The organism is Luteolibacter rhizosphaerae, from assembly GCF_025950095.1.
GTDB lineage: Bacteria > Verrucomicrobiota > Verrucomicrobiia > Verrucomicrobiales > Akkermansiaceae > Haloferula > Haloferula rhizosphaerae.
On sequence record NZ_JAPDDR010000004.1, the window covers coordinates 270,132 to 290,245 of the forward strand.

Here is a 20,114-nt window from a genome sequence, read left to right on the forward strand (position 1 = left end):
GACCAAATCATTTTACCGGGACCGGGGCTGCCGCGGTCCTGCGTCGCAGCACCGGGAGGGCGACCAGGGAGAAGAGGACCGCGGCCAAGACCTGCATCCAGATCAGGTAGACCGGCCACGGTCCCATGTGGTCGAGCAGGCTGGGATTCACCGGTTTCCGGGAAGCGAAGCCGAAGTTTGTTCCCAGCCAGAGGTTTACCAGCATGGCGACGGCCAGATAGGCGTTCGCCAAGAGCAGGGCCCGCAGGGGTTCCCGCCACCAAGGGCGCTCGACCCGCCAACCGAGAACGATGGGGAAGTAGAAGGCCGCGCCCACCACGGCGAAGTGGTGAACGAAGAAGGCGATGAAAGCGGGGTGGGGGTATCCGACCGAGATCGCCGGGGTGGCCAGAGCCTGGATCGTGGCCGCGAGGCCCCAAAAGTAGGTCAGGGTGATCAGCAGCCGCTTACCGGTGATCAGGGCGAAGCCGGCGATGAAGGCGGCCAAGTCACACAGGTGCAGGGGCAGGGAGCTATCCAGATCGTGCTCGATATGCACGGTGGACCAGGCCGCCTGAGTGTAACCGAAGGCGGAAAGACAGAGCAGGGCGAGGATGAAACGGGCGATCCGCTCCTGTTTCTCCCCCCGCCGTCCCAGCACGATCAGCAGGGCGATCCCGGCGAAACCGGCCACAAGCGCCCAGCCGTGCATGGCGGAGAAGGGCGTGAAGACGGGCGGCATGAGGACAGGAAAAGCCGGTTCCGCGGTTCCCGGCAAGGAGGACTACTTCTTGTCCTCGATCTTGATGTCCACCTCGCCGGACTTCTTGTCCTTCTCGATCTGGATGCCGCCGCCGGGGGTGTCCACATCGAGGACCTTTTCTTTCCGGTCACAGGAACTGCTGCCGAGGGCGCAGGCGGCGAGAAGCAGGGCGGAGGCGAGGAATCGGGTTTTCATGGTTAGGCTTTTGGCAGTTCAAAATAGCGGGTCCGGAGCGTCCGGGGCCGCCGCATGGTGGAAAATATACGAGTCCGTGCACTCCGCCACTGCTTGCTGCATCCTCACAACTTTTTCTGCCTGTGGTGGAAACGGCGGATTCCGGGAAAGCCTGACTTTCAACATGTCCGCGTTCCCCGCCGTTGACGTGCGCCCCTTTCCCCCCTGAAATGCGCGCCCCCGGCAGGGTCCGGGTGTGTATATGGACTATTCGCAGAAAATCGCCCGTCAGATCGCCGGCATTCCCCGCTCGGGAATCCGCGATTTCTTCGAGCTCGTCCAAGGCCGGGAGGGCGTGATCTCCCTCGGCGTTGGTGAGCCCGACTTTACGACTCCTTGGCATATTCGCGAAGCCGCCATCTACGCCTTGGAGAAGGGCCACACTTCTTACACCTCCAATCTGGGCCTGCCCGCGCTGCGCAAGGCCATCGCCCGCTACGTTTCCGATTTCTTCCACGTCGAGTACGAGGCCCTCACCGAGGTCCTCGTGACCGTGGGTGTCTCCGAAGCCATCGACATCGCCCTGCGCGCCCTGATCAATCCGGGTGACGAGGTGATCTATCACGAGCCCTGCTACGTCTCGTACTCGCCCTCGATCGTGATGGCCTACGGCACGGCGGTGGGGGTGCATACCCGCAAGCGTGACGGCTTCTCGCTGAAGCCGGAAGAACTGGCCAAGGTGATCACCCCGAAGAGCCGGGTGCTGATGCTGAACTTCCCGACCAATCCGACCGGCGCGACCGCAAGCCGCGAGGATCTGGAAGGCATCGCCAAGCTCTGCATCGAGCACGACCTCTTCGTGCTGACCGACGAGATCTACAGCGAACTCCGCTACGATGCGGATGAGGAGCATGTCTCCATCGCCTCGCTGCCGGGCATGAAGGAGCGCACGGTGCTCCTTCACGGTTTCTCGAAGGCCTTCGCCATGACCGGCTTCCGCCTGGGCTATGCCTGTGCGCCGCAGCCGATCACGGAGGCGATGATGAAGATCCACCAGTACTCCATGCTCTGCGCGCCGATCATGAGCCAGATGGCCGCGATCGAGGCGCTGGAGAACGGAGCCCCGGAAGTGGCGAAGATGCGCGATGCCTATCACCAACGCCGCGATTTCCTGGTGAAGCGCTTGAACCAGATGGGTCTCAGCTGCCACTCGCCGGGCGGTGCCTTCTACGTTTTCCCTGATATCCGCGGGACCGGACTGTCCTCGAAGGAATTCGCCATGCGCCTGCTCGAAGAAGAGGGCGTGGCGGCGGTGCCCGGGAGTGCCTTCGGCGAGTCTGGCGAGGGCTTCCTGCGCTGCTGCTATGCCACCGGCTTCGATGACTTGAAGCTGGCCATGGACAAGATGGAGCGCTTCGTCGGGCGCTTGGCTTGACAGGGGATTTCCTAGCGGAGGGGATATAGGGACATGGCCGAGTCGCCCTATCATCCCCCCCGCAATCTCCCGCCGGGGGGATCCGTCGACTCATGGGTAAGAGCCCAAGTGACGCCCTTTGCGGTGTTCATCGGGCTCACCCTGCTGCTCCAGCTCTTCACCACCTATTTCGGGTGGAAGCATCCGTCCGCCCCTTGGTGGCGGAATTGGCCGGAGCAATGGCTCTATCCACTGCAGACGATCGTCGGCCTGGTGCTGGTGATCCGCTGGTGGAAGTACTATGAATTTCGTTGGTCGCTCAAGTGGTCGTTGATCGGGGCCGTCTTTGGCGCGGTGGGGATCGGCTTCTGGCTGCTGCCAACCATCATGTACGAGCGTCTCGGCCTGAGCGGCGAGGCGGAGGGATGGCTGAAGTGGCTCGGCTTGGCGGAGCGGGAGAAGGGCTTCAATCCCGCCGAGGCATTCGGTGCCGGCACGCCCGCCTACTGGGCGGCGCTGGTGATGCGCTTCCTCCGCGCGGTGGTGGTGGTGGCACTGGTGGAAGAGATCTTCTGGCGTTCCTTCCTGATGCGCTTCGTGAAGGACTGGGAAGGCGACTACTGGAAGCGGCCCTTTGGCGAGGCTTCGTGGAAGTCCTATGCGATCGTGACGCTCTTGTTCATGCTCGCGCACGGGAAGGTCGATTATGCCGGAGCCTTCGTATACGGCTCCCTCACCTACCTGCTCTGCATCTGGAGCAGGAACCTCAGCGCCTGCGTGGTGATGCACGCCGTGGCCAACCTGCTCATGGGCCTCTTCGCCGTGATCCACGGCAAGTATGGCCTGTGGTAAACAGGGAAAGAAAAAGCCGCCACCGGCATGACACCGGCGGCGGCTGACCAATCCAAGCGTATCCCCAGGAAATCAGGGCAGCTCGGCCTTCAGGCGCGCGAAGAGCTTCGTGCCCGGAGCTGCCAGCGAGGCCGGTAGCGTGGCGGTCACCGTGCTCAGCCCGGCGGAGGGAGTGTTCGGCGTGACCACCGCACCCGCGAAGTCTTCCCATTCGCTGACCAGGTCGGTGCTGTACTGCACCGTCGGATTCAGGTAGGCCGCAGCGGACTTCATCACGAAGGTGAAGACCAGATCGCCTTGGGCGTTCGTCGTGGCCGTCGGAAGGTCTTCCGGGCTGGAGACGCCACCGTTCGAATCGAGCACGAACTCGATCAGGTTGGTGATGCCGTCGGCATCGGGATCCGCATCCGGAGCCGGGTCAAGCAGACCCGCGGCCCATGTGTCGTAGGCCGAAGCCGTATTCGACACCAGCGAGACGGCATTCGCTCCGTAGACCACCGTGTATCCGCTTGGCGGGGTGACGGTGAAGGTGCCAGTACGAGCACCGGTGTGGGGCACCAGGGTGTAGAGCGACTCGGTGGCCGTGCCGGTGATCTCCATCGTCGCACCGGTGATGTTGAGCGTGCCATTCACCGCCAACTTGTCGGCCTCGGTCCCTTGGAGATCGATCTTCAGGGTCCCGGTCAAGGTAGTGTTACCCACCGTGAGCGTGCCCGTCGGATTGAAGACATCACCCGGGGCGACAATACCGGCGGAAGTGATCGAGCCCGCTGTCGAGCCCGCACCGGCGAGGGTGGTACCTGCTGCCAAGGTGGTGGCTGCCGTACCGGTACCGCTGCCGCTGAAGTTACCCAAGGTGAGCGATCCGGCCGAGACGGTGAAGGGGCCGCTCATGCCGTTCGCGCCATTCAGCACCAGGCTGCCCGCGCCTTGCTTGATCAAGGGACGAGGGCCGTTAATCGGCCGGGTGATGATCAGATCCTCATCCGCGGCGCCGTTGGCGACGTCGAGCACCAGCGTGGAGTTTTCCGGATTCAGCGTCAGGGATCCCGTGCCGCCGATGATCGAGGAATTCTCGCTCGGCAGGATGGTGAAGGTAGTCGGCGTCAGCGTGCTATTGCCCGCCGGTTCGATCTGGCCGCCGCCGGTGATCGTGCCGCCTTGCATGACGATGCGTCCTTCAGTCCCCACCAGGCCGATGTGGATCCAGTTCAGCCCTGCATTGAACTCGGTTGTGCCGCCGATGATGCGGAGCTGCTCGAGCGAGGTCTGGAAGTTTGCGTAGTCACCGCCGAGGGCGCTATCCACCGACAGGCGGAGAATGCCGAACTCGTTCACCGTGATCGTCAGGTTGTCGCCCGCCACTCCGCCGAAGGGACGGCTGTTGAAGGCCCCGGTGGCTCCGGTGAATTCCACGGCACCTTCGTTGATCACCAGATCGTTCGCGGCGATCGAGGAGCTGCCTTGGTAGCCGTTGAAGCGCAGGAGGCCGTCGCCGTTCTTCGTGAGCGTGCCGAGGAAGTCGACCGGGCCGACCTTGGTGAAGGAGCTGCCGCCTTCGACATTCACGATGCCACCACCGGTGCCGATACGCAGGCGGCGGTCGGTGGTCACGTCCGTCATGACGTGCAGTTCCGCCCCGTCGTTGATCTGCAGGCGGGTGGTGAAGTCGCGGGTGCCGAGTGCTCCCGGATCACCGGCTACGGTCTTGCCGCCTTCGAGGTAGATCGCACCGGTGAAGGTATTCGGGCTGTTGAGTTGCACCTCGCCCGCACCGCGCTTGAAGAAGTCGCCCGGGCCGGTAATCGGGTCACCGCTGAAGGTGTAGACGCCGCTGGTGTTGAGCACCGACACGGAGTTCGGCGCGACCGCGCCCGAGATCGTCACGTCTCGGTTGGTCGCGGCTTCCGGGAAGACGGCCGCCGTGGCGCTCGGCAGGGCGACTGCAGGGGTCGTCGTGCCTGCGGCTACCCAACTGGTGCTGGCGGCATCCCAAGTGCTGGCGGCAGAGCCGGTCCAGTTGTAGGTCGCGATGCCGGAAACCGGGATCGTGCCGCTCTTCGCACGGCGGATCGATGGCGGGGTGTAGTTGTAGACGTTGTCGAGGAGCGACCAGCTTACACCGTCGGAGCTGGTCTCTAGCACCCAGCGGACCGGATCGCGGTCGGCGGCATCGTTGCCCGTAGTGAGCTGATAGCCGTCGAAGGTCTGGGCGCTGCCAAGGTCGAAGACCAATGGCGCATTGTTGTGGTTGAGCCACTTCGTGCGGAAGTTGCCGTCGACGATCTTGTCCGCGGTCTCGTTCGCGTTGTTGTTGGTATTGCCCCCCGGATTACTGGCAGTGATTCCGGTAAGCTTCGTGGCACCGTTGAAGAACTCGAACTCAGCGACCTGCACCAGGTTTGCTCCGCTGCGGAGCGAGGTGGCGGTGAAGCGCACATAGCGGGCGGTGGCGCTGCCACCGGGTACCGCGCGGACCGGGATCGTCAGCGCACCGTTGCCTGCGGCTGTCGTGGCCGTCAGCATGTAAGGCGTGAAGACATCCGGGGTGATCGGCGAGAGCACTTGGGTGCCGGTGAAGGGGACGGTGGGATAGCCGGGGGTAATCGAAGCCGCGGTCGGCGTGGGAGTTCCCGCGATGGCCCAGCTCAAGCTGGTGGAGGGTCCGGCGTTCTTCACGATCGCCGGGAAAGCTTGGTAGACGTCCTGCCCTGCCACGGTGTTGTCCACCACCGAAGCCGTGGTGGCATAGGAGCTGAATACCGGCAGTCCTGCCGCGGCCGGAGGAGTCGTCACCAACAAGGGACGGAAGGTGAAGTAGGAGTTGGGCACGGCATTGTCCGCTCCGGTCCGGTCGTCGAGGGCTACGAAGTTCACGCCGTCATTGCTGCCCGAGAGGGTCCAGCGGTTCGGCGTGCGGTCGAGGAAGTCGTTCGCGGTGGCGAAGCGGTAAGCATCGATCGTCGTCGGCGTGGTGAAATTGAAAGTGACCGGAACCTTGTTGTTGTCGAACCACTTGGTGTTCTTGTCGCCATCGACCAGCTTGCTGACGCCCTCCACACCTGCCGGAGCGTGGGTCACGCCGCCGGTCACATTGCCAGCGGTGGTGAGAGCCGTGTGGTTCACCTTGGTGCCGCGGAGGAAGAACTCGAACTCCGAGATCTGCGTGGCGGTGTAAGCATCGCCACCGCGGTTCTTCGTCGGCGTGAAGCGGTAGTATTGGAAGGTAACTTCAACGGCGGACGATGCAGCCGTGCCGATCAAAGCGGCGGCAACGATTGTGGGGAGAACCCGCAGGCGGCTCGACCGATGGTCTGTTAGGCGGGGATCAAGCGGGGACTTCGACGGGTTATTCGGGTCTTGTTTGGGTCGGGTCATGTTCTCGTTGTGTTCGGGAAAGAACGATGGCGCCTCAGCAGAAAGCGTGGAGATCTCTTCAGGACCTGCATATTTGCGTGGATCTACGCGCATCTGCCAGAGGAGGGGATTCGTGAACGATGATGCCTATGAAGACATCAGGGGTTGTAACGAGAAGGCGGCCCTTTCGGTTTAGCGCTGTCGGGAAATAGAAAACGAAATTGTCGCGATATGCTTCGGGCTCATGGTGCGCATGCGGTTTTGTTTACTATGTCTATCGTACAAAAGGGTTCTTGCGCTAAACGCCCGATAAACAGGGTCCGTGCTTATTTTCCCGTTTCATAAACGTGGAACGGATCTGAATGAGTATCGCTCAGCTGGCGTGTCGGAATGGATGAGTGGGCCTCATGTGGTTTTGCGCTTCCTCCGGGGCTGATCCGCCAGGTGCAAAAAAAGCCGCCACCGGGAACCCGGTGGCGGCATGAGACATGACCTGTGAAACGTGATCCCGGATCAGGGCGTCGCCACGTGGAGACGGGCGAAGATCTTGGTGCCCGGGGTGGCAAGCGATGCCGGCAGCGTCGCCGTCACCGTGTTGAGCCCGGTGGAAGGCACGCCGGTCTGAACCACGGAACCCGAGAAGGTATCCCAGTTCTCCAGGTCCGTGCTGTACTGCACGGTCGGATTCAGGTAGCCTGCGGAGGCCTTGGTCACGAAGGTGAAGACGAGATCGCCTTGGGCGTTCGTGCTGCCTTGTGGCAGGGCTGCCGTGCTCGACACCGTCGCGTCGGAATTCAGGACGAACTCGATCAGGTTGCTCAGGCCATCGCCGTCGATATCGGCATCGGCCGAGGCATCGATCAGTCCCGCTGCCCAGGCCTCGTAGGCAGGAGCGGTATTCGACACCAGCGAGATGGCATTCGCGCCGTAGACCAGCGTGTAGCCGCTCGGGATCGTCACGTTAGCGAAAGTGCCGGTGACCGCGCCGGTATGCGGGATGATCTGGTAGAGTGGCTCGGTGAGCGACCCGGTGACCACCAGCGAGGAGTTGGCTCCGAGCGTCAGCGTGCCGTTCACGAAGATCGAGTCGGCCTGCGCGCCTTCGATATCGAGGCTGGCGGTGCCGTTGATCGTGGTGCTGCCCAGCGCGAGCGAGCCTTGCGGATTGTAGCTATCGCCGGGAGCCACGATGCCCTGGATGGTGACGGTGCCGGCTGCCGAGCCCTCACCCTTCAGGGTGGCGGGTGCCGCGATCAGGACCGGGCTGGCGCCGGTGGCGCTGCCGCTGATGTTGCTCACCACCAAGGTGCCTTCCTCGACGGTGGTGCCGTGAGGACGGTTCATGAAGAGCGCGCCTTCGGTATTGCCGAGGTAGGTGTTCGCAGCCTGGAGGACCATGGTGCCCAAGCCCTTCTTGACGATACCGTAGTTGCCGTTGATGACCTTCGAAACCACCAAGTCTTCCTCCGCGCCGCCGTTTGCCACGGCGAAAACGAAGTGAGCAGGGTTCGCGGTGAGCGCACCGGTGCCCACGATCAGCGAGCTGTCGTCGCTGGCGAGCGTGGTGATGGTCGTTTCGCCCGCGACATTGTTCGCGGATTCCGTCTGGCCGGTGCCACCGTAGGTGCCGCCCTGCAGGACCAGGTCGCCTTCCCCGGCGGTGTCCACGCCGACGTGGATGTAGCTGATGCCGCTGTTGCTCTCGAACAAGCCGCCGATCACGCGGACCTGCTCCAGCGAGGAGATGGCGCTGATGTAGTCACCACCCAGGGCGCTATTGATGGAGAAACGCAGGATGCCTCCCGAGTTCACGATGATCTTCATGTCTTGGAACGGGCGGCTGTTGAAGTAGCCGGTGGCCGCGCCGAATTCGACGATGCCCTCGTTGATGACGAGGTCTTGCGCCGCAGGAGACACGGAGCCGTTATAGCCTTGGAAGCGCAGCGTGCCGTCGCCGTTCTTGGTCAGGGTGCCGTAGAAGTCGGAGTTGCCGATCTTCGTGAAGGTCACACCGCCGTCCACGTTGATCACGCCACCATCGAAGGCGACATGCAGGCGGCGCTGCGTGGTCAGGTCGGCCGCCACGTTCAACTCGGCTCCGTTGGAGATCTCCAAACGGTTGGTTGCCTCGCGCACGCCCAAGGCGGTCCCATCCATGGTCACGGTCTTGCCGCCGAGGAGGTAGACGGAGCCGTCGAAGGTATTCGGGCTGAGAAGCTGGAGCTCGCCGCTGCCGCGCTTGATCAGACCACCTCGGCCGGCGATCGCCGCACCGCTGATGCTGTAGGAGCCGCTGCTGTTGTTCACCGAGGTGAAGGTCGGGCGGACCGTGTCGGCCAGCACCACGTCGCGGTTGGTCGCATCGTCGTCGAAGATCACGGCCACGCCATCGCTGTAGGCCGAGCCGGTCGCGGTGCCGGACTTCACCCAATTCGTGGAGCTGGTATCCCAGTCGCCGCTGGTGCCGGTCCATTCCAAGGTGCTGCCGGAGACAGGCAGGAGGCCGGTCTTGGCGCGGCGGGTGTTTGGCATCGGGTACTCGTTGGCGGCATCGGCCAGAGTCCAGTTGGTGCCATCGGCGCTGACTTCGATGATCCAGCGCACGGGATCGCGGCCGGCGTCGTCATTACCGGTGGTGAGCTGGTAGCTGTCGAAGCTCTGCACCGAGCCGAAATCGAGGATGACGGGACGGTTGTTGTGGTTGAGCCACTTCGTGCGGTAGTTGCCGTCGTGGATGCTGGCCACTGCTTCGGCGGCGTTGTTGCCGTTATCGCCGCCGGGATTGCTCGAGCCGGCGACGGGGACCTTCACGCCGGCATTGAAGAACTCAAGCTCGGCGATCTGGGTCAGGAGGCCACCGCTGCGCAGCGTGGCACCGGTGAAGCGCACGTAGCGACCGGAGCTGCTGCCTCCTGCCACCGAGCGGAATTTCTGCGTGGCGCTGGCGGTGCCGCTGGCGTTGGTCGCGGCGATGGTGAAGGGAGTGAGGGCGTCGACCGGCGGCGTGATCGCCTGTGTTCCGGCTGCGGCTACGGTGGGGAAGCCCGGGGTGAGTGAGGTTCCCGTGACGGTGCCGGTCACGTTCCAGCGTACGCTGGTCGCGATCGAGCCATCGTTCTTCACGATCGCCGGGGTCGCCAGGTGCACGTCCTGGTTGGCCACGGTGTTGTCCACGACGGTGGTCGGGATGTCGTAGGTGGCGATGACCGGAAGCGGGGAGCCGCCACCGATGCCCAGGATTGGGCGGAAGGTGAAGTAGGACGTCGGGGTTGCGTTGTCACCCAGGCTGCGGTTGTCGACCATCACGTAGGTCGTGTTGTCGTTGCTGCCCTCGACGGTCCAGCGGATCGGGGTGCGGTCCAGCGAGTCGTTCGCCGTGGCGAACTGGTAGGAGTCCACCGTGGTGGGGGTGCCGAAGTCGAACACCACCGGGATCTTGGTGGCATTGAACCATTTGGTGGCGGTGTTGCCGTCGATCAGGCTGTTCACGCCTTCCGCGGCGGTCGGGGCGTGGGTCGGCGTGCCGACCGTGCTCATGGTCACCCCGGAGAGGTTCACCTTGCTCCCGCGGTTGTAGAAGAGGAACTCGGAAACCTGCGTCTGGTTCTGCTCCGCGGTCCGGTTCACCGTGGGGGTGAAGCGGTAGTAACGGTAGGTCACCTCCACCGCTTGGGACGCCGCGGTGCCGGCGACCGCGAGCGCGAGAAGAGATGGTAGGAGTCGCAGTCGCATCGGACGGCGATCAATCAGGCGGGGATCGAGTGCTTTGTTCATCTTGTTGGAATCGTGTTTCAATCAACGGCGCCCGAAGGAGTTCGGCACCGGATCGTCAGAGGGATGGGGGAAATTACTGAAGGTGCCTGCCCCGGCGGGGTGCGGCGCAGCGGGGGGAGTGGAACGGAAGGAAGCGGGGGCTTGGTTCCGATTTCAATAAGTCGGGCATTCGGGCGAGTTCACGTGCGTCCGCATGCCGTGGTTTAGCCCTCCAGCCGAATTCGGTGTCGCTTTTGACCGAATCCAACGGAATCTGCGTTAAACTACGAACCTCGTAGTAGTCTAACAGATAGTAGGTCGCCTCCGTATTAAACACGCTGGCTCGCAGCCGCCGCTCCCGCGATCGTCCCCGTCGCGAAACACCCTTGTATCAGGTATCCGCCTGTCGGCGCTTCCCAATCGATCATTTCACCTGCGACGTGAATTCGCGGGAATTTTCTCAGCATTAGATTCTCGTCGAGCTCGGTCCAAGCCACTCCACCGGCGGAGGAAATGGCCTCGTCCAGAGGACGGGGGTGTTTCAATCGCACCCTGCAGCGCTTGGCGCGTGTGGCCAGGGATATCGCGCTCGTGTCTGTTAGATACTCCTTGAGCACGGCGAAGGCGGCCGGACTTAGTTTCCAGCGCTGCATGAGGCTATCGATAGGATACTCGCGGATGTCCTCTATCTTGCGTGCGAGTTCCTGTTCGCTGAATGTCGGTTTGAGATCGATCGCTATTTCTGGCGTGGACATGCCGCGCAGGACTTCTCCGAGCTGATAGATAGCCCCGCCCTCCAGGCCATATCGGGTGATCATCAGTTCACCCTTGGCTTCTTTTCCGCCCGCATGTGCGACGATGTTTTTAAGAGGCTGACCCTCCGCCACTGCCAAAAGCTCCGGCGACCAATCGCATTCCCAGCCGCAGTTCGCCGGGGCCAGCGGGGTGACTTCGATGCCCAGCCCTTTCAGTAATCCGGTCCAGACGCCATCCGAGCCGGTAATCGGCCACGAAGCCCCACCGAGCGCGAGCACCACTGCATCTGCCAGGAACGTACGACGTTCATCGTCGTAAGCGAAAACGAGTTCGTGCGGTGATCCCGGCTTCAGGTCGGCCCAGCGGTGCTTCGTCTTGAATTGCACCCCTTGCGACTTCAATCGCTCCACCCAGCGCCGCAGCAGGGGAGCTGCTTTCATCTCGCGGGGGTAGACGCGGCCGGTGCGCTGTTCGAAGGTCTCGATGCCCAAGCCGGCAGCCCACTCGCGCAGATCGGTGGGAGTGAATCCGGCCAGCGCCCGCCGCCAGAAATCCTGGGGCTGGCCCGGACCGGAGTAGCGGGTGACGAAGTGTTCGAAGTCCTCGCCGTGCGTCAGGTTCAGTCCGCCGCGTCCCGCCACGAGGAGCTTGCGGCCCACCGAGGGCTTGGCCTCGAAGAGCGTGACCTCTGCTCCCTTGCTCGCTGCCACCTCCGCCGCCCGCAGTCCCGCAGGACCGCCCCCGATCACCGCGATCTTCATGATGTGAAAGGATGGATCGCCGTGCTGGTCATCGCCGCCGGAGTGTCGCAGTCTGCCGCATGAAGCTGCAGCAGAACCAGATTTGGAAGAAAGGGAGCGAGTTCATCCGCATCACACGCTTGGAGCGTCTGGAGGTGGCCTACAAGAGCATCACCGATCTGTCCACGAAGGAAGGCACGCATCACGTGATGACCAAGAAGGAATTCTGCCGCATGATCCGGGGCGCGAAGCTGGTCGACGAAAGCCCGGGAGAGCCTTGATTCTCCGTTCTTGCCCCGCTGGCCGGGAATGGGTAGGGGAGAAGCTGCATTTTCCCCTCCTGGCTCATGAATGAGAATCACGAGAAAACCGGTCTGGCTGCCTTCCTTCTCTCCCTTGCCGCGATCATAACGCTTGGGCTGGCAGTGATCCCCGCCCTGATCTGCGCTCTCATCTCGAAGCGGCAGTCGGAGATGGCGGGCAAGCCCACGGATGGCTTCGCGACCGCCTCGATCGTGGTCTGCGGCTTCGTGCTCTTGTTCTGGGCCGTCGTGATCATCGGCGGAGGAGCACTGATGCTCGGCAGCGGTTTTCGCTGGAAGCTGCCCGAGATCGGGATGGGTGAGATCCAAGCCCTGCTCTTCCTCTGCGGCGGTGCGGTTTCGATCACCGCGGTCCTGATGATCGCACATCGCCGCGCCGCCCGCGTGCGGCTTCTGAAGCTCGCGGGTCGGCGCTGAATCCATCCGCGCTTACTGCGCCTGCGCGCGCTCCAGCGAGGCTTTCACGAAGCCTGCGAAGAGCGGATGCGGTTTGTTCGGCTTGGACTGGAATTCCGGGTGGAACTGCGCGCCCACGAAGAAGGGGTGCTGGGGTAGCTCGACGATTTCGACCAAGCCCTCGTCCGCCGAGACGGAGGAGATGACCAGTCCGCATTCCTGCAGCTTGTCCTGGAAGTCGGAGTTGAACTCGTAGCGGTGGCGGTGGCGTTCGTGGATGCGATCCGCGCCGCCGTAGAGATCGGAAGCCTTGGTGCCGGCGAAGACGATGCTCTCGCAGGACCCCAGGCGCATGGTGGCCCCCATGTCCTCCACGCCCTTCTGCTCCTCTTGAAGGCAGATGACCGGGAAGGGCGTGCTCTTGTCGAACTCGGTGGAGTTCGCGTTCTTCAGTTTGCAGACGTTCCGTGCGAATTCGATTGTCGCGATCTGCATGCCCAGACAGATGCCGAAGTAGGGGATGTCGTTCTCGCGGGCATACTGCGCCGCCAGGATCTTACCCTCGATGCCGCGGTCGCCGAAGCCGCCCGGGACGAGGATGCCGTCCACGTCGCCGATCACCGCCTTCGCGCCGTGATCTTCGATCGCCTCAGCTTCCACGCGCACGATGTTCACCTTGGTGTCGTGGTGAGCACCGGCGTGGATCAGCGATTCGTAGATCGATTTGTAAGCGTCCTGCAGCTCGATGTACTTGCCGGCCACCGCGATGGTCACCTTGTTCTTCGGGTGGATCACGCGGCGGACGAAGTGCTCCCAGTCCTCCAGCGCGGGAGCAGGCGTGTGGCCCAGTCCGATGCGATCGACCACGAGGCGGTCGATCTTGTCGCGGCGCAGGTCCAGCGGGCACTCGTAGATCGTGTGGGCCACGTCGCGGAAGGCCACGACGTTCTTCTTCTCCACGTTGCAGAACATCGCGATCTTCTTGCGGTTGTCCTCGTCGAGGTCCGCTTCCGTGCGGCAGATGATGATGTCCGGCTGGATGCCGAGCTCGCGCAGCTTCGCCACCGATTGCTGGGTCGGCTTGGTCTTCACTTCGCCCGCGGCCTTGATGTAGGGCAGCAGGGTCACGTGGATGAAGCAGACGTTCTCCTTGCCCACTTCGAGCGCGAACTGGCGCAGGGCTTCGATGAAGAGCAGGCCCTCCATGTCGCCCACCGTGCCGCCGATCTCGGTGATCAGCACGTTCACGTCCGGGTTGGTTTCGGAGACCTTGTGAATCCGCGATTTGATCTCGTCGGTCACGTGCGGGATGAACTGCACCGTCTTGCCGAGATACTCGCCGCGGCGCTCCTTCTTGATCACCGCGTCGAAGACCTGACCGGAGGTCATGTTGTTCATGCGGGAAAGCACGCCGGAGGTGAAGCGCTCGTAGTGGCCGAGGTCCAGGTCGGTCTCCGCGCCGTCATCCAGCACATACACCTCCCCGTGCTGATACGGGGACATGGTGCCGGGGTCGACGTTGAGATACGGGTCGAACTTCTGCATCAGCGTCTTCAGTCCGCGGTGCTCGAGCAGCGCGCCGATGGAGGCTGCGGCAAGACCTTTGCCGAGGGATGAGACGACGCCGCCGGTGACGAAAATGTACTTCATGGGATCGGAGTGTGGCTGCTGAGGATGGCTTCGACTTGGGCGGCTTGTTCGGGAGTGTCGACACCGGGCGAGGTGTCGTTCGTGGGTAAAACCTTGATCGACGCGCCGTTCTCCAGCGCGCGCAATTGTTCGAGCGATTCGGCGCGCTCCAGCGGAGAGGGAGCCCAGGTTACGAATCGCTCAAGGAAAGTACGACGATATGCGTAGATCCCCTTGTGCCGGTAGACCGGCAGGCCCTCCACCGCATTGCGGAAGTAGGGCAGGGGAGAGCGGGAGAAGTAGAGCGCTCGGCCGTCCAGCGCCATCACCACCTTCACCACGTTCGGGTCCTGCACCGCGGGATCGGCCGGGTCGAGCGGGTTCGCCGCGGTCGCCATGTCCAGCGTCGGATCGGCGGCCATCGTCGCGGCCAGTTCGTCCACCAGTTCGGGGTCGATCAGCGGCTCGTCGCCCTGAATGTTCACGATGTGGGTGGCTGCCGGGATCGCCCGCACCGCCTCCGCGATCCGGTCGGTACCGCTCGGGTGCTCGGCGGAGGTCATCACCACCTTCGCGCCGAAAGCTTCCGCCGCCTTGAAGATCCGTTCGTCGTCCGTGGCGATGTAGAGATCGTCCAGCCGGCTGCAGCGCTTGCATTGCTCCCAGACATGCTGGACCAGCGGTTTTCCTGCGATGAGATGGAGCGGTTTTCCGGGGAAGCGGGTGGACGCCCAGCGCGCTGGGAGAATGCCTACGATATGAATGGGGCTCGCTTCGGAACTCACGGGAATGCTCTGGCGCCGAAAGTAAGGGCCCGGTCCCGCGCCCGGCAAGAGCGGTGTGAAATTTCACGCCCTTGCTTCATTTCCGAAGCCTGTTCATCTGAAGTTCCAGCCCTCAATGGCCCTTCCAGATGCCCTCGGACTCCAGGTAAACGAGCGCTTTATCGAAGGAGCAGCCGGTCAGGAAGTGATCCAGCCGCGCATCGATCTCCGCCTTGTGCGCCTCATGCCAGGCGGTGATCGCCTCGGAGACTTCCTTCAGCGCCGCCAGATGGCCGAAGGTGTCCCGGTCCCGGAACTCGTGGTCGGAGATCACATCGCGGCGGCGGCAGAGGAGTTGGGCCAAGTCTTCGTGCATATTCAGAGCTTTTTGGCAACATAGGCCTCACCTTGGCGCGGGAAACAGATTCCCACAAAGAAGGTAACCAAGGTCCCTGCCATGATCATCCAGGTGAAGGCGATCCGCGGCAGCCAATCCGGCCTTTCATAGATCTTGTTGCCCGCGATCATCCCCCACACGTCGTTCGGCAGATCGCTCAAAATAGCGACGGCAACGAAACCCGCCACCATGGCCACGATGTTTCCGGTGCAGGTGCCCCGCGCCTTGGTCAACATCCCGATCAGGAAAACCCCGAGCAGCGATCCGTAGGTGTAGCCGAAGCTCAGCAGGACGATCGGGATGATTCTCAGGCTGGGATTCTTCAGCTTCACGTAGGCGGTGCCGATGCCGATGAGGGCAAGCAGGATCGCGAAGCCCACCGTGGACCAGCGGGCCGCCAGAAACTGCTGGTGTGAGCTGGCCTCCGGCCGGAAGTAGCCGACATACCAGTCCTTGGTGAAAGTGGTCGCGAGCGCATTGAGCGCCGTGCTGAGCGATCCCATGGCCGTGGAAAAGAGGCCGGCGGCGAGTAGTCCGCGGAGGCCGGGCGACAGGTCGTGAACCATGAACCAGGCAAAGATTCCGGGGTCGTGCTCCGGTGCCCGATCGGCATTCTGCGTGTAGAAGCGATAGAGTAGGATCCCGATGGCGATAAATCCGACCACGATCGGCAGGTCGACCAGGCCGGACACGATCACCGCCCGCTGGCTCTTCTTTTTGTCCGGGGAGGTCAGCATCCGTTGAACCATGTCCTGGTCCGTGCCGTGGGTGGCCATGGTGGTGAAGACCGAGCCCAGGAATGCCGCCCACAGCGTGTATTCCTGCTCCAGGATACCCTTCACATTTCCTCCGAAGGATTTCGCCGGATCGATGCCGGTGTTCACGAAGACCGGGCTCTTCACCGACTCGGCCAAGCCCGACCAGCCTCCGGTCTGTCCCAGCAGCCAGTAGAAGACGTAGCCCGCGGACCCGAACATCACGGTCACTTGGATCAGATCCGTCCAGACCACCGCCTTGATGCCGCCGAGGGTGGTGTAAAGTGCCGTGAGGAAAGTGATCACTACCACCGCGCCCACGTAGATCAAAAGCTCTTGGGTGAATCGTTCGGCCGGAGGCAGTTGCTTGAACTCCGGGTGCCAGACCTCCCAGGCCAGCACCAGCAGGATCGCCGCCACGAAGATGCGCGAACCGCTGGCCAGCGAGCGGGTGAGTAGGAACACGAAAGAGGAGAGCCGCCGGGTGGTCCGCCCGAAGCGGATCTCAAGGAATTCGTAAATGCTGACCACCTTCAGGTCGTAGAAGGGCTTGATGAAGATGCCTGCCACCACCAGCCGCGCGATGATGGTGCCGATGACCAGCTGCGCGTAGAGGAAGTTCTGCTTCGCGTAGCCCTCGCTCGGCGTGCCTAGGAAAGTCCCGGCCGAAATCTCGGAGGCGAGGATCGATGCCAGCACCGCCCACCATGGCATCGAGCGATTGCCCAGAGCATAGGTCTCCATCGTCTTCTGCCCCCGCGCGGCATAGAGGCCGATGCCGATGATCACCACGAGGTAGAGGACGATGATGGCGATATCGAGACCGGCTCCGGACATGCGGCGCAGTGTTTCCGCTCCGGGGCGGTGCGACAAGCGAAAGGCTCGCCTCTTCCGGCACGTTTAGTTGCAAAGATTTGCAGCGCACGAGTGGCGCGTTACGGCTCCGTAACGCTTGTCTCCGCTTGGAAAGCCACTGATTTCAAACGCTTCGCGCTCACGGGTCCGAAATTGGACACTCGGTTATTTCGGGAAATTTAATTAACGGGTCGGTCAAGGGTGATTTTTTTAAAAACGTGGAACCCTTGTGGAAAACGGGAAGCCGCCGAAAGTCTGTTAGAGCACTCAAAAAAGTAGTCCCCATCGACCGCGAAACCCGGGTATGCCTCTCCTCCGCCGCGCCCGCCGAGCAGATCGCCGCTCTTCGGGAAACACGGGGCGGAAAAACCATTTTTTTAGAGACACGTGACAATCATGGACCTGGAGGAGGAGTTTGAGGGAGAAGCCGGGAAACAACCTGGATTGGAGGGGTCGCAGTGGGATGGAGTTTGTGAGACGCTCGGACGACTGGTCAGCAAGGATGCCTATCAACGGTGGTTCCGTACTTCGCGTTTCATGGGTCTGGAAGATGGTAAGGCGGTGGTCGCCGTGCCGAATGAAATTCACCAGCTGTGGATCGAGGCGAACTACATGCCCGAGCTCGCCGCCGCGGTGGCCGAGACCATCGAAGGCGTGCACGGCGTGAAGCTCGTGGTCGAAGACGCGATCACCGAAGCCAAGCCGCAGGCCGCGGATGACAGCGACGTATCCGCGGAAACCAACACCGTGGCCGAAGTCATGAACGCGACCCCCGTGGGCGGTGACATCAGCTTCGAAAAGCGCCTCAAGTCCGCCGGGCTGAATCACAACAACACCTTCTCTTCCTTCGTCGTCGGCGCGAATAGCCAGTTCGCTCATGCCGCCTGCGAAGCCGTGGCGAAGCGCAAGGGCCCAGGCTACAACCCGCTCTTCATCCACGGCGGGTCCGGCCTCGGCAAGACCCACCTCATGCAGGCCATCGGCCACCACTGGCTCAAGGGCGTGCCCGCCTCCCGCGTGGTCTATCTCACTTGCGAGAAGTTCACGAACGAGTTCATCGACTCCGTCCGCAAGGGCGATCTCGAGCGCTTCCGCAAGCGCTACCGCACCGCGGAGGTCATGCTCATCGACGACGTCCAGTTCCTCGGTGGCAAGGAGCGCTCGCAGGAGGAATTCTTCCACACCTTCAATACCCTCCTCGACGGCCGCTGCCAGGTGGTGCTCACCAGCGACAAGCCGGCCAGCGAGATCAAGAACCTCGAACCGCGCCTCATCTCGCGCTTCGAGTGCGGTCTCACCGTGGAGATGCAGCCGCCGGTCTTTGAGACCCGCCTCGCCATCCTCGGCAAGAAGCGCGACGAGTGGAAGGTGAAGGTCGACGAGGGCATCATCCGCTTCCTCGCCGAGCGCATTAAGACCAATGTCCGCCGCTTGGAAGGCGCCCTCATGCGCGTCGCCACCTACGCCTCCCTCGCCGGGGAGCGCGTCACGGAAGATCGCGTGGAGCACCTCCTCCGCGATCTCCTCCGGGAGGAGGCCGGCAAGCAGATCACCATCGATACCATCCAGCGGGTGGTGGCGGACCACTACGACATCCGCCTTGCGGACATGACCGGCAAGCGCCGCCCGGCCAGCATCGCCTTCCCCCGCCAGGTGGCCATGTATCTCAGCCGCACCCTCACCAAGAACTCCCTCATGGAGATCGGCGAGGCCTTCGGCGGCCGCGACCACGGCACCGTCATCCACGCCTGCAAGAAGGTCTCCGGCCAGCTCGAGACCGACCCCTCCATGCGCGACGCGCTGGGGGTGATCGAGGGCAATCTGCGCCGCTGAGGCGGGGAGGGGATTTTTTGAAATTTCCGGGGGCCGCCCGTCCGGGGCGGCCATCCTTGGCATTCCCGATAGAATGGCTTGCCAAGGGTCGGAGATTGCGGAGAGCATTCACGTCAAGCAACGCGTTCTCTTTCGCCCATCCCCATGAAGTTCAGTATCTCCAAAGAAGCCCTGCTGGAAGGTCTCCAGAAGGTCCAGCACGTGGTCAGCACCCGGACCACCCTGCCGATCCTCTCGAACGTGCTGCTGGTGGCCAAGAACGGTCGTCTGACCTTCACCACCACCGACCTCGATGTCGGCATCACCGGCTCGGTGGAAGCCAAGATCGACAAGGAAGGTGCCACCACTCTCCCGGCCAAGCGCCTGGTGAATATCGTCCGCGAGCTCCCCGCCAGCGAGGTGGAGATCTCCGTCGATGCCAAGAACGTCGCCTCCATCCAGAGCGGCCCGTCTTTCTTCAAGATCATCGGCCTCGGTCAGGATGACTTCCCGCCGCTTCCGGACTTCGAGGGCGCGAAGGAATTCCGCATGCCGCAGCCGGTCCTGCGCGATGGCTTGAAGAAGACCTCCTACGCGATCTCCACCGATGAGACGCGCTACGTGCTCAACGGCATCTACACCTCTTTCCGCGAGGGCAAGCTGACCCTCGTCGCCACCGACGGCCGCCGTCTGGCCATGGTCGAGAACGATCTCGACTTCCCCGCCAGCCACGAGACCGACGTGATCGTCCCGACCAAGGCCGTGCAGGAACTGCAGCGCCTCCTCGGTGATTCCGGCGAGGTCCTCATCCGCCTCAGCGATAGCCAGATCTCCTTCTCCATCGGTGACCACCTTCTCATCAGCAAGCTGATCGAGGGGAACTATCCGAACTACCGTCAGGTCATCCCGGGCGACTCCACCGAGCGCGTCGAGCTGCCGCGCGAGTCGGTCTTCGATACCGTCCGCCGCGTCTCGCTCCTGTCCTCGGACAAGTCGAACTCCGTGAAGCTCGTCTTCGGCTCGAACACCGTGGAAGTCACCGCGAACTCGCCGGATGTCGGTGAAGCCCGCGAAACCATGGAAGTCGCCTACACCGGCAAGCCGATGCAGATCGCCTTCAACCCCGAGTTCCTCATGGCCCCGCTCCGCAACCTCGAGAGCGAGACCGTCTACCTCGATCTCATCGACGAGATGAGCCCCGGCGTCATCCGCATCGATGGCAGCTTCCTCTACGTCATCATGCCGATGCGCGTCACCGGCTGACCTGCCGCCGCCTCGTAACTTTCAAGAGCCCGCGTTTCCCCAAAGGAACGCGGGTTTTCTCTTATGTAGCGGAAGGACTCTCGTCCTTCCGGCTGCTCGCGTCCTCCCTCTCAGCGCCATCACCTGAACTCA

At 62.9% G+C, this 20,114-nt stretch carries 15 protein-coding genes; 6 read left to right on the forward strand and 9 right to left on the reverse strand.

The annotated features are described in order from the left end of the window. Window positions 1–7: 7 nt before the first annotated feature. Together OJ996_RS09420 and OJ996_RS09425 are read right to left on the reverse strand one after the other, a co-directional pair. A complete protein-coding gene (locus OJ996_RS09420; protein WP_264513298.1) occupies window positions 8–721 on the reverse strand; it encodes a YwaF family protein in 714 nt (237 codons plus the stop codon). Between the two features lie 42 nt (window positions 722–763). Next, entirely contained in the window at window positions 764–937 is a 174-nt protein-coding gene (locus tag OJ996_RS09425; RefSeq protein ID WP_264513299.1) for a hypothetical protein, read from the reverse strand. Window positions 938–1,178: 241 nt separating this feature from the next. Here OJ996_RS09425 and OJ996_RS09430 point away from each other — a divergent pair, with 241 nt between their 5' ends. Both OJ996_RS09430 and OJ996_RS09435 read left to right on the forward strand, forming a co-directional pair. Then, on the forward strand, window positions 1,179–2,351 hold the full coding sequence (locus OJ996_RS09430; protein ID WP_264513300.1) for an aminotransferase class I/II-fold pyridoxal phosphate-dependent enzyme: 1,173 nt from the start codon (window positions 1,179–1,181) through the stop codon (window positions 2,349–2,351). Window positions 2,352–2,384: 33 nt separating this feature from the next. Beyond that, entirely contained in the window at window positions 2,385–3,182 is a 798-nt protein-coding gene (locus OJ996_RS09435; RefSeq protein WP_264513301.1) for a CAAX prenyl protease-related protein, read from the forward strand. A gap of 72 nt (window positions 3,183–3,254) precedes the next feature. Here OJ996_RS09435 and OJ996_RS09440 read toward each other — a convergent pair whose 3' ends face one another. The 3 genes from OJ996_RS09440 to OJ996_RS09450 form a co-directional block, all read right to left on the reverse strand. Then, window positions 3,255–6,560 carry a discoidin domain-containing protein gene (locus OJ996_RS09440; RefSeq protein WP_264513302.1) on the reverse strand — a complete coding sequence of 1,102 codons (3,306 nt, stop codon included), beginning with the start codon at window positions 6,558–6,560 and terminating at the stop codon, window positions 3,255–3,257. Between the two features lie 492 nt (window positions 6,561–7,052). Next, entirely contained in the window at window positions 7,053–10,313 is a 3,261-nt protein-coding gene (locus OJ996_RS09445; protein WP_264513303.1) for an autotransporter-associated beta strand repeat-containing protein, read from the reverse strand. Window positions 10,314–10,621: 308 nt separating this feature from the next. Next, the gene (locus OJ996_RS09450) at window positions 10,622–11,809 is read right to left on the reverse strand and encodes a BaiN/RdsA family NAD(P)/FAD-dependent oxidoreductase (protein ID WP_264513304.1); all 1,188 of its coding nucleotides are present in this window, start codon (window positions 11,807–11,809) and stop codon (window positions 10,622–10,624) included. Between the two features lie 11 nt (window positions 11,810–11,820). Between OJ996_RS09450 and OJ996_RS09455 the strand changes: the two genes are divergently transcribed. Then, window positions 11,821–12,069, forward strand: a complete 249-nt coding sequence (locus OJ996_RS09455) for a hypothetical protein (RefSeq protein ID WP_264513305.1) — start codon at window positions 11,821–11,823, stop codon at window positions 12,067–12,069. Window positions 12,070–12,135: 66 nt separating this feature from the next. Continuing rightward, complete coding sequence (locus OJ996_RS09460; protein WP_264513306.1) at window positions 12,136–12,528, forward strand: hypothetical protein; 393 nt, start codon at window positions 12,136–12,138, stop codon at window positions 12,526–12,528. 12 nt (window positions 12,529–12,540) lie between these two features. On the opposite strand, the gene pyrG is transcribed toward OJ996_RS09460, so the two are convergent. From pyrG to OJ996_RS09480, 4 genes are all read right to left on the reverse strand, one after another. Further along, a complete protein-coding gene (pyrG, locus tag OJ996_RS09465; protein ID WP_264513307.1) occupies window positions 12,541–14,157 on the reverse strand; it encodes a CTP synthase in 1,617 nt (538 codons plus the stop codon). Continuing rightward, window positions 14,154–14,921 carry a 3-deoxy-manno-octulosonate cytidylyltransferase gene (kdsB, locus tag OJ996_RS09470; RefSeq protein WP_264513308.1) on the reverse strand — a complete coding sequence of 256 codons (768 nt, stop codon included), beginning with the start codon at window positions 14,919–14,921 and terminating at the stop codon, window positions 14,154–14,156. The genes pyrG and kdsB overlap by 4 nt, the downstream gene beginning before the upstream one ends. Window positions 14,922–15,033: 112 nt before the next feature. Continuing rightward, window positions 15,034–15,276, reverse strand: coding sequence for a hypothetical protein (locus OJ996_RS09475; protein WP_264513309.1), 243 nt, complete (start codon window positions 15,274–15,276; stop codon window positions 15,034–15,036). A 2-nt stretch (window positions 15,277–15,278) separates the two neighbouring features. Continuing rightward, complete coding sequence (locus tag OJ996_RS09480; protein WP_264513310.1) at window positions 15,279–16,889, reverse strand: sodium:solute symporter; 1,611 nt, start codon at window positions 16,887–16,889, stop codon at window positions 15,279–15,281. Window positions 16,890–17,303: 414 nt separating this feature from the next. Between OJ996_RS09480 and dnaA the strand changes: the two genes are divergently transcribed. Then, window positions 17,304–18,740, forward strand: a complete 1,437-nt coding sequence (gene dnaA, locus OJ996_RS09485) for a chromosomal replication initiator protein DnaA (RefSeq protein WP_264513311.1) — start codon at window positions 17,304–17,306, stop codon at window positions 18,738–18,740. Window positions 18,741–18,884: 144 nt separating this feature from the next. After that, window positions 18,885–19,982 carry a DNA polymerase III subunit beta gene (dnaN, locus tag OJ996_RS09490; RefSeq protein ID WP_264513312.1) on the forward strand — a complete coding sequence of 366 codons (1,098 nt, stop codon included), beginning with the start codon at window positions 18,885–18,887 and terminating at the stop codon, window positions 19,980–19,982. Window positions 19,983–20,114: the final 132 nt, after the last annotated feature.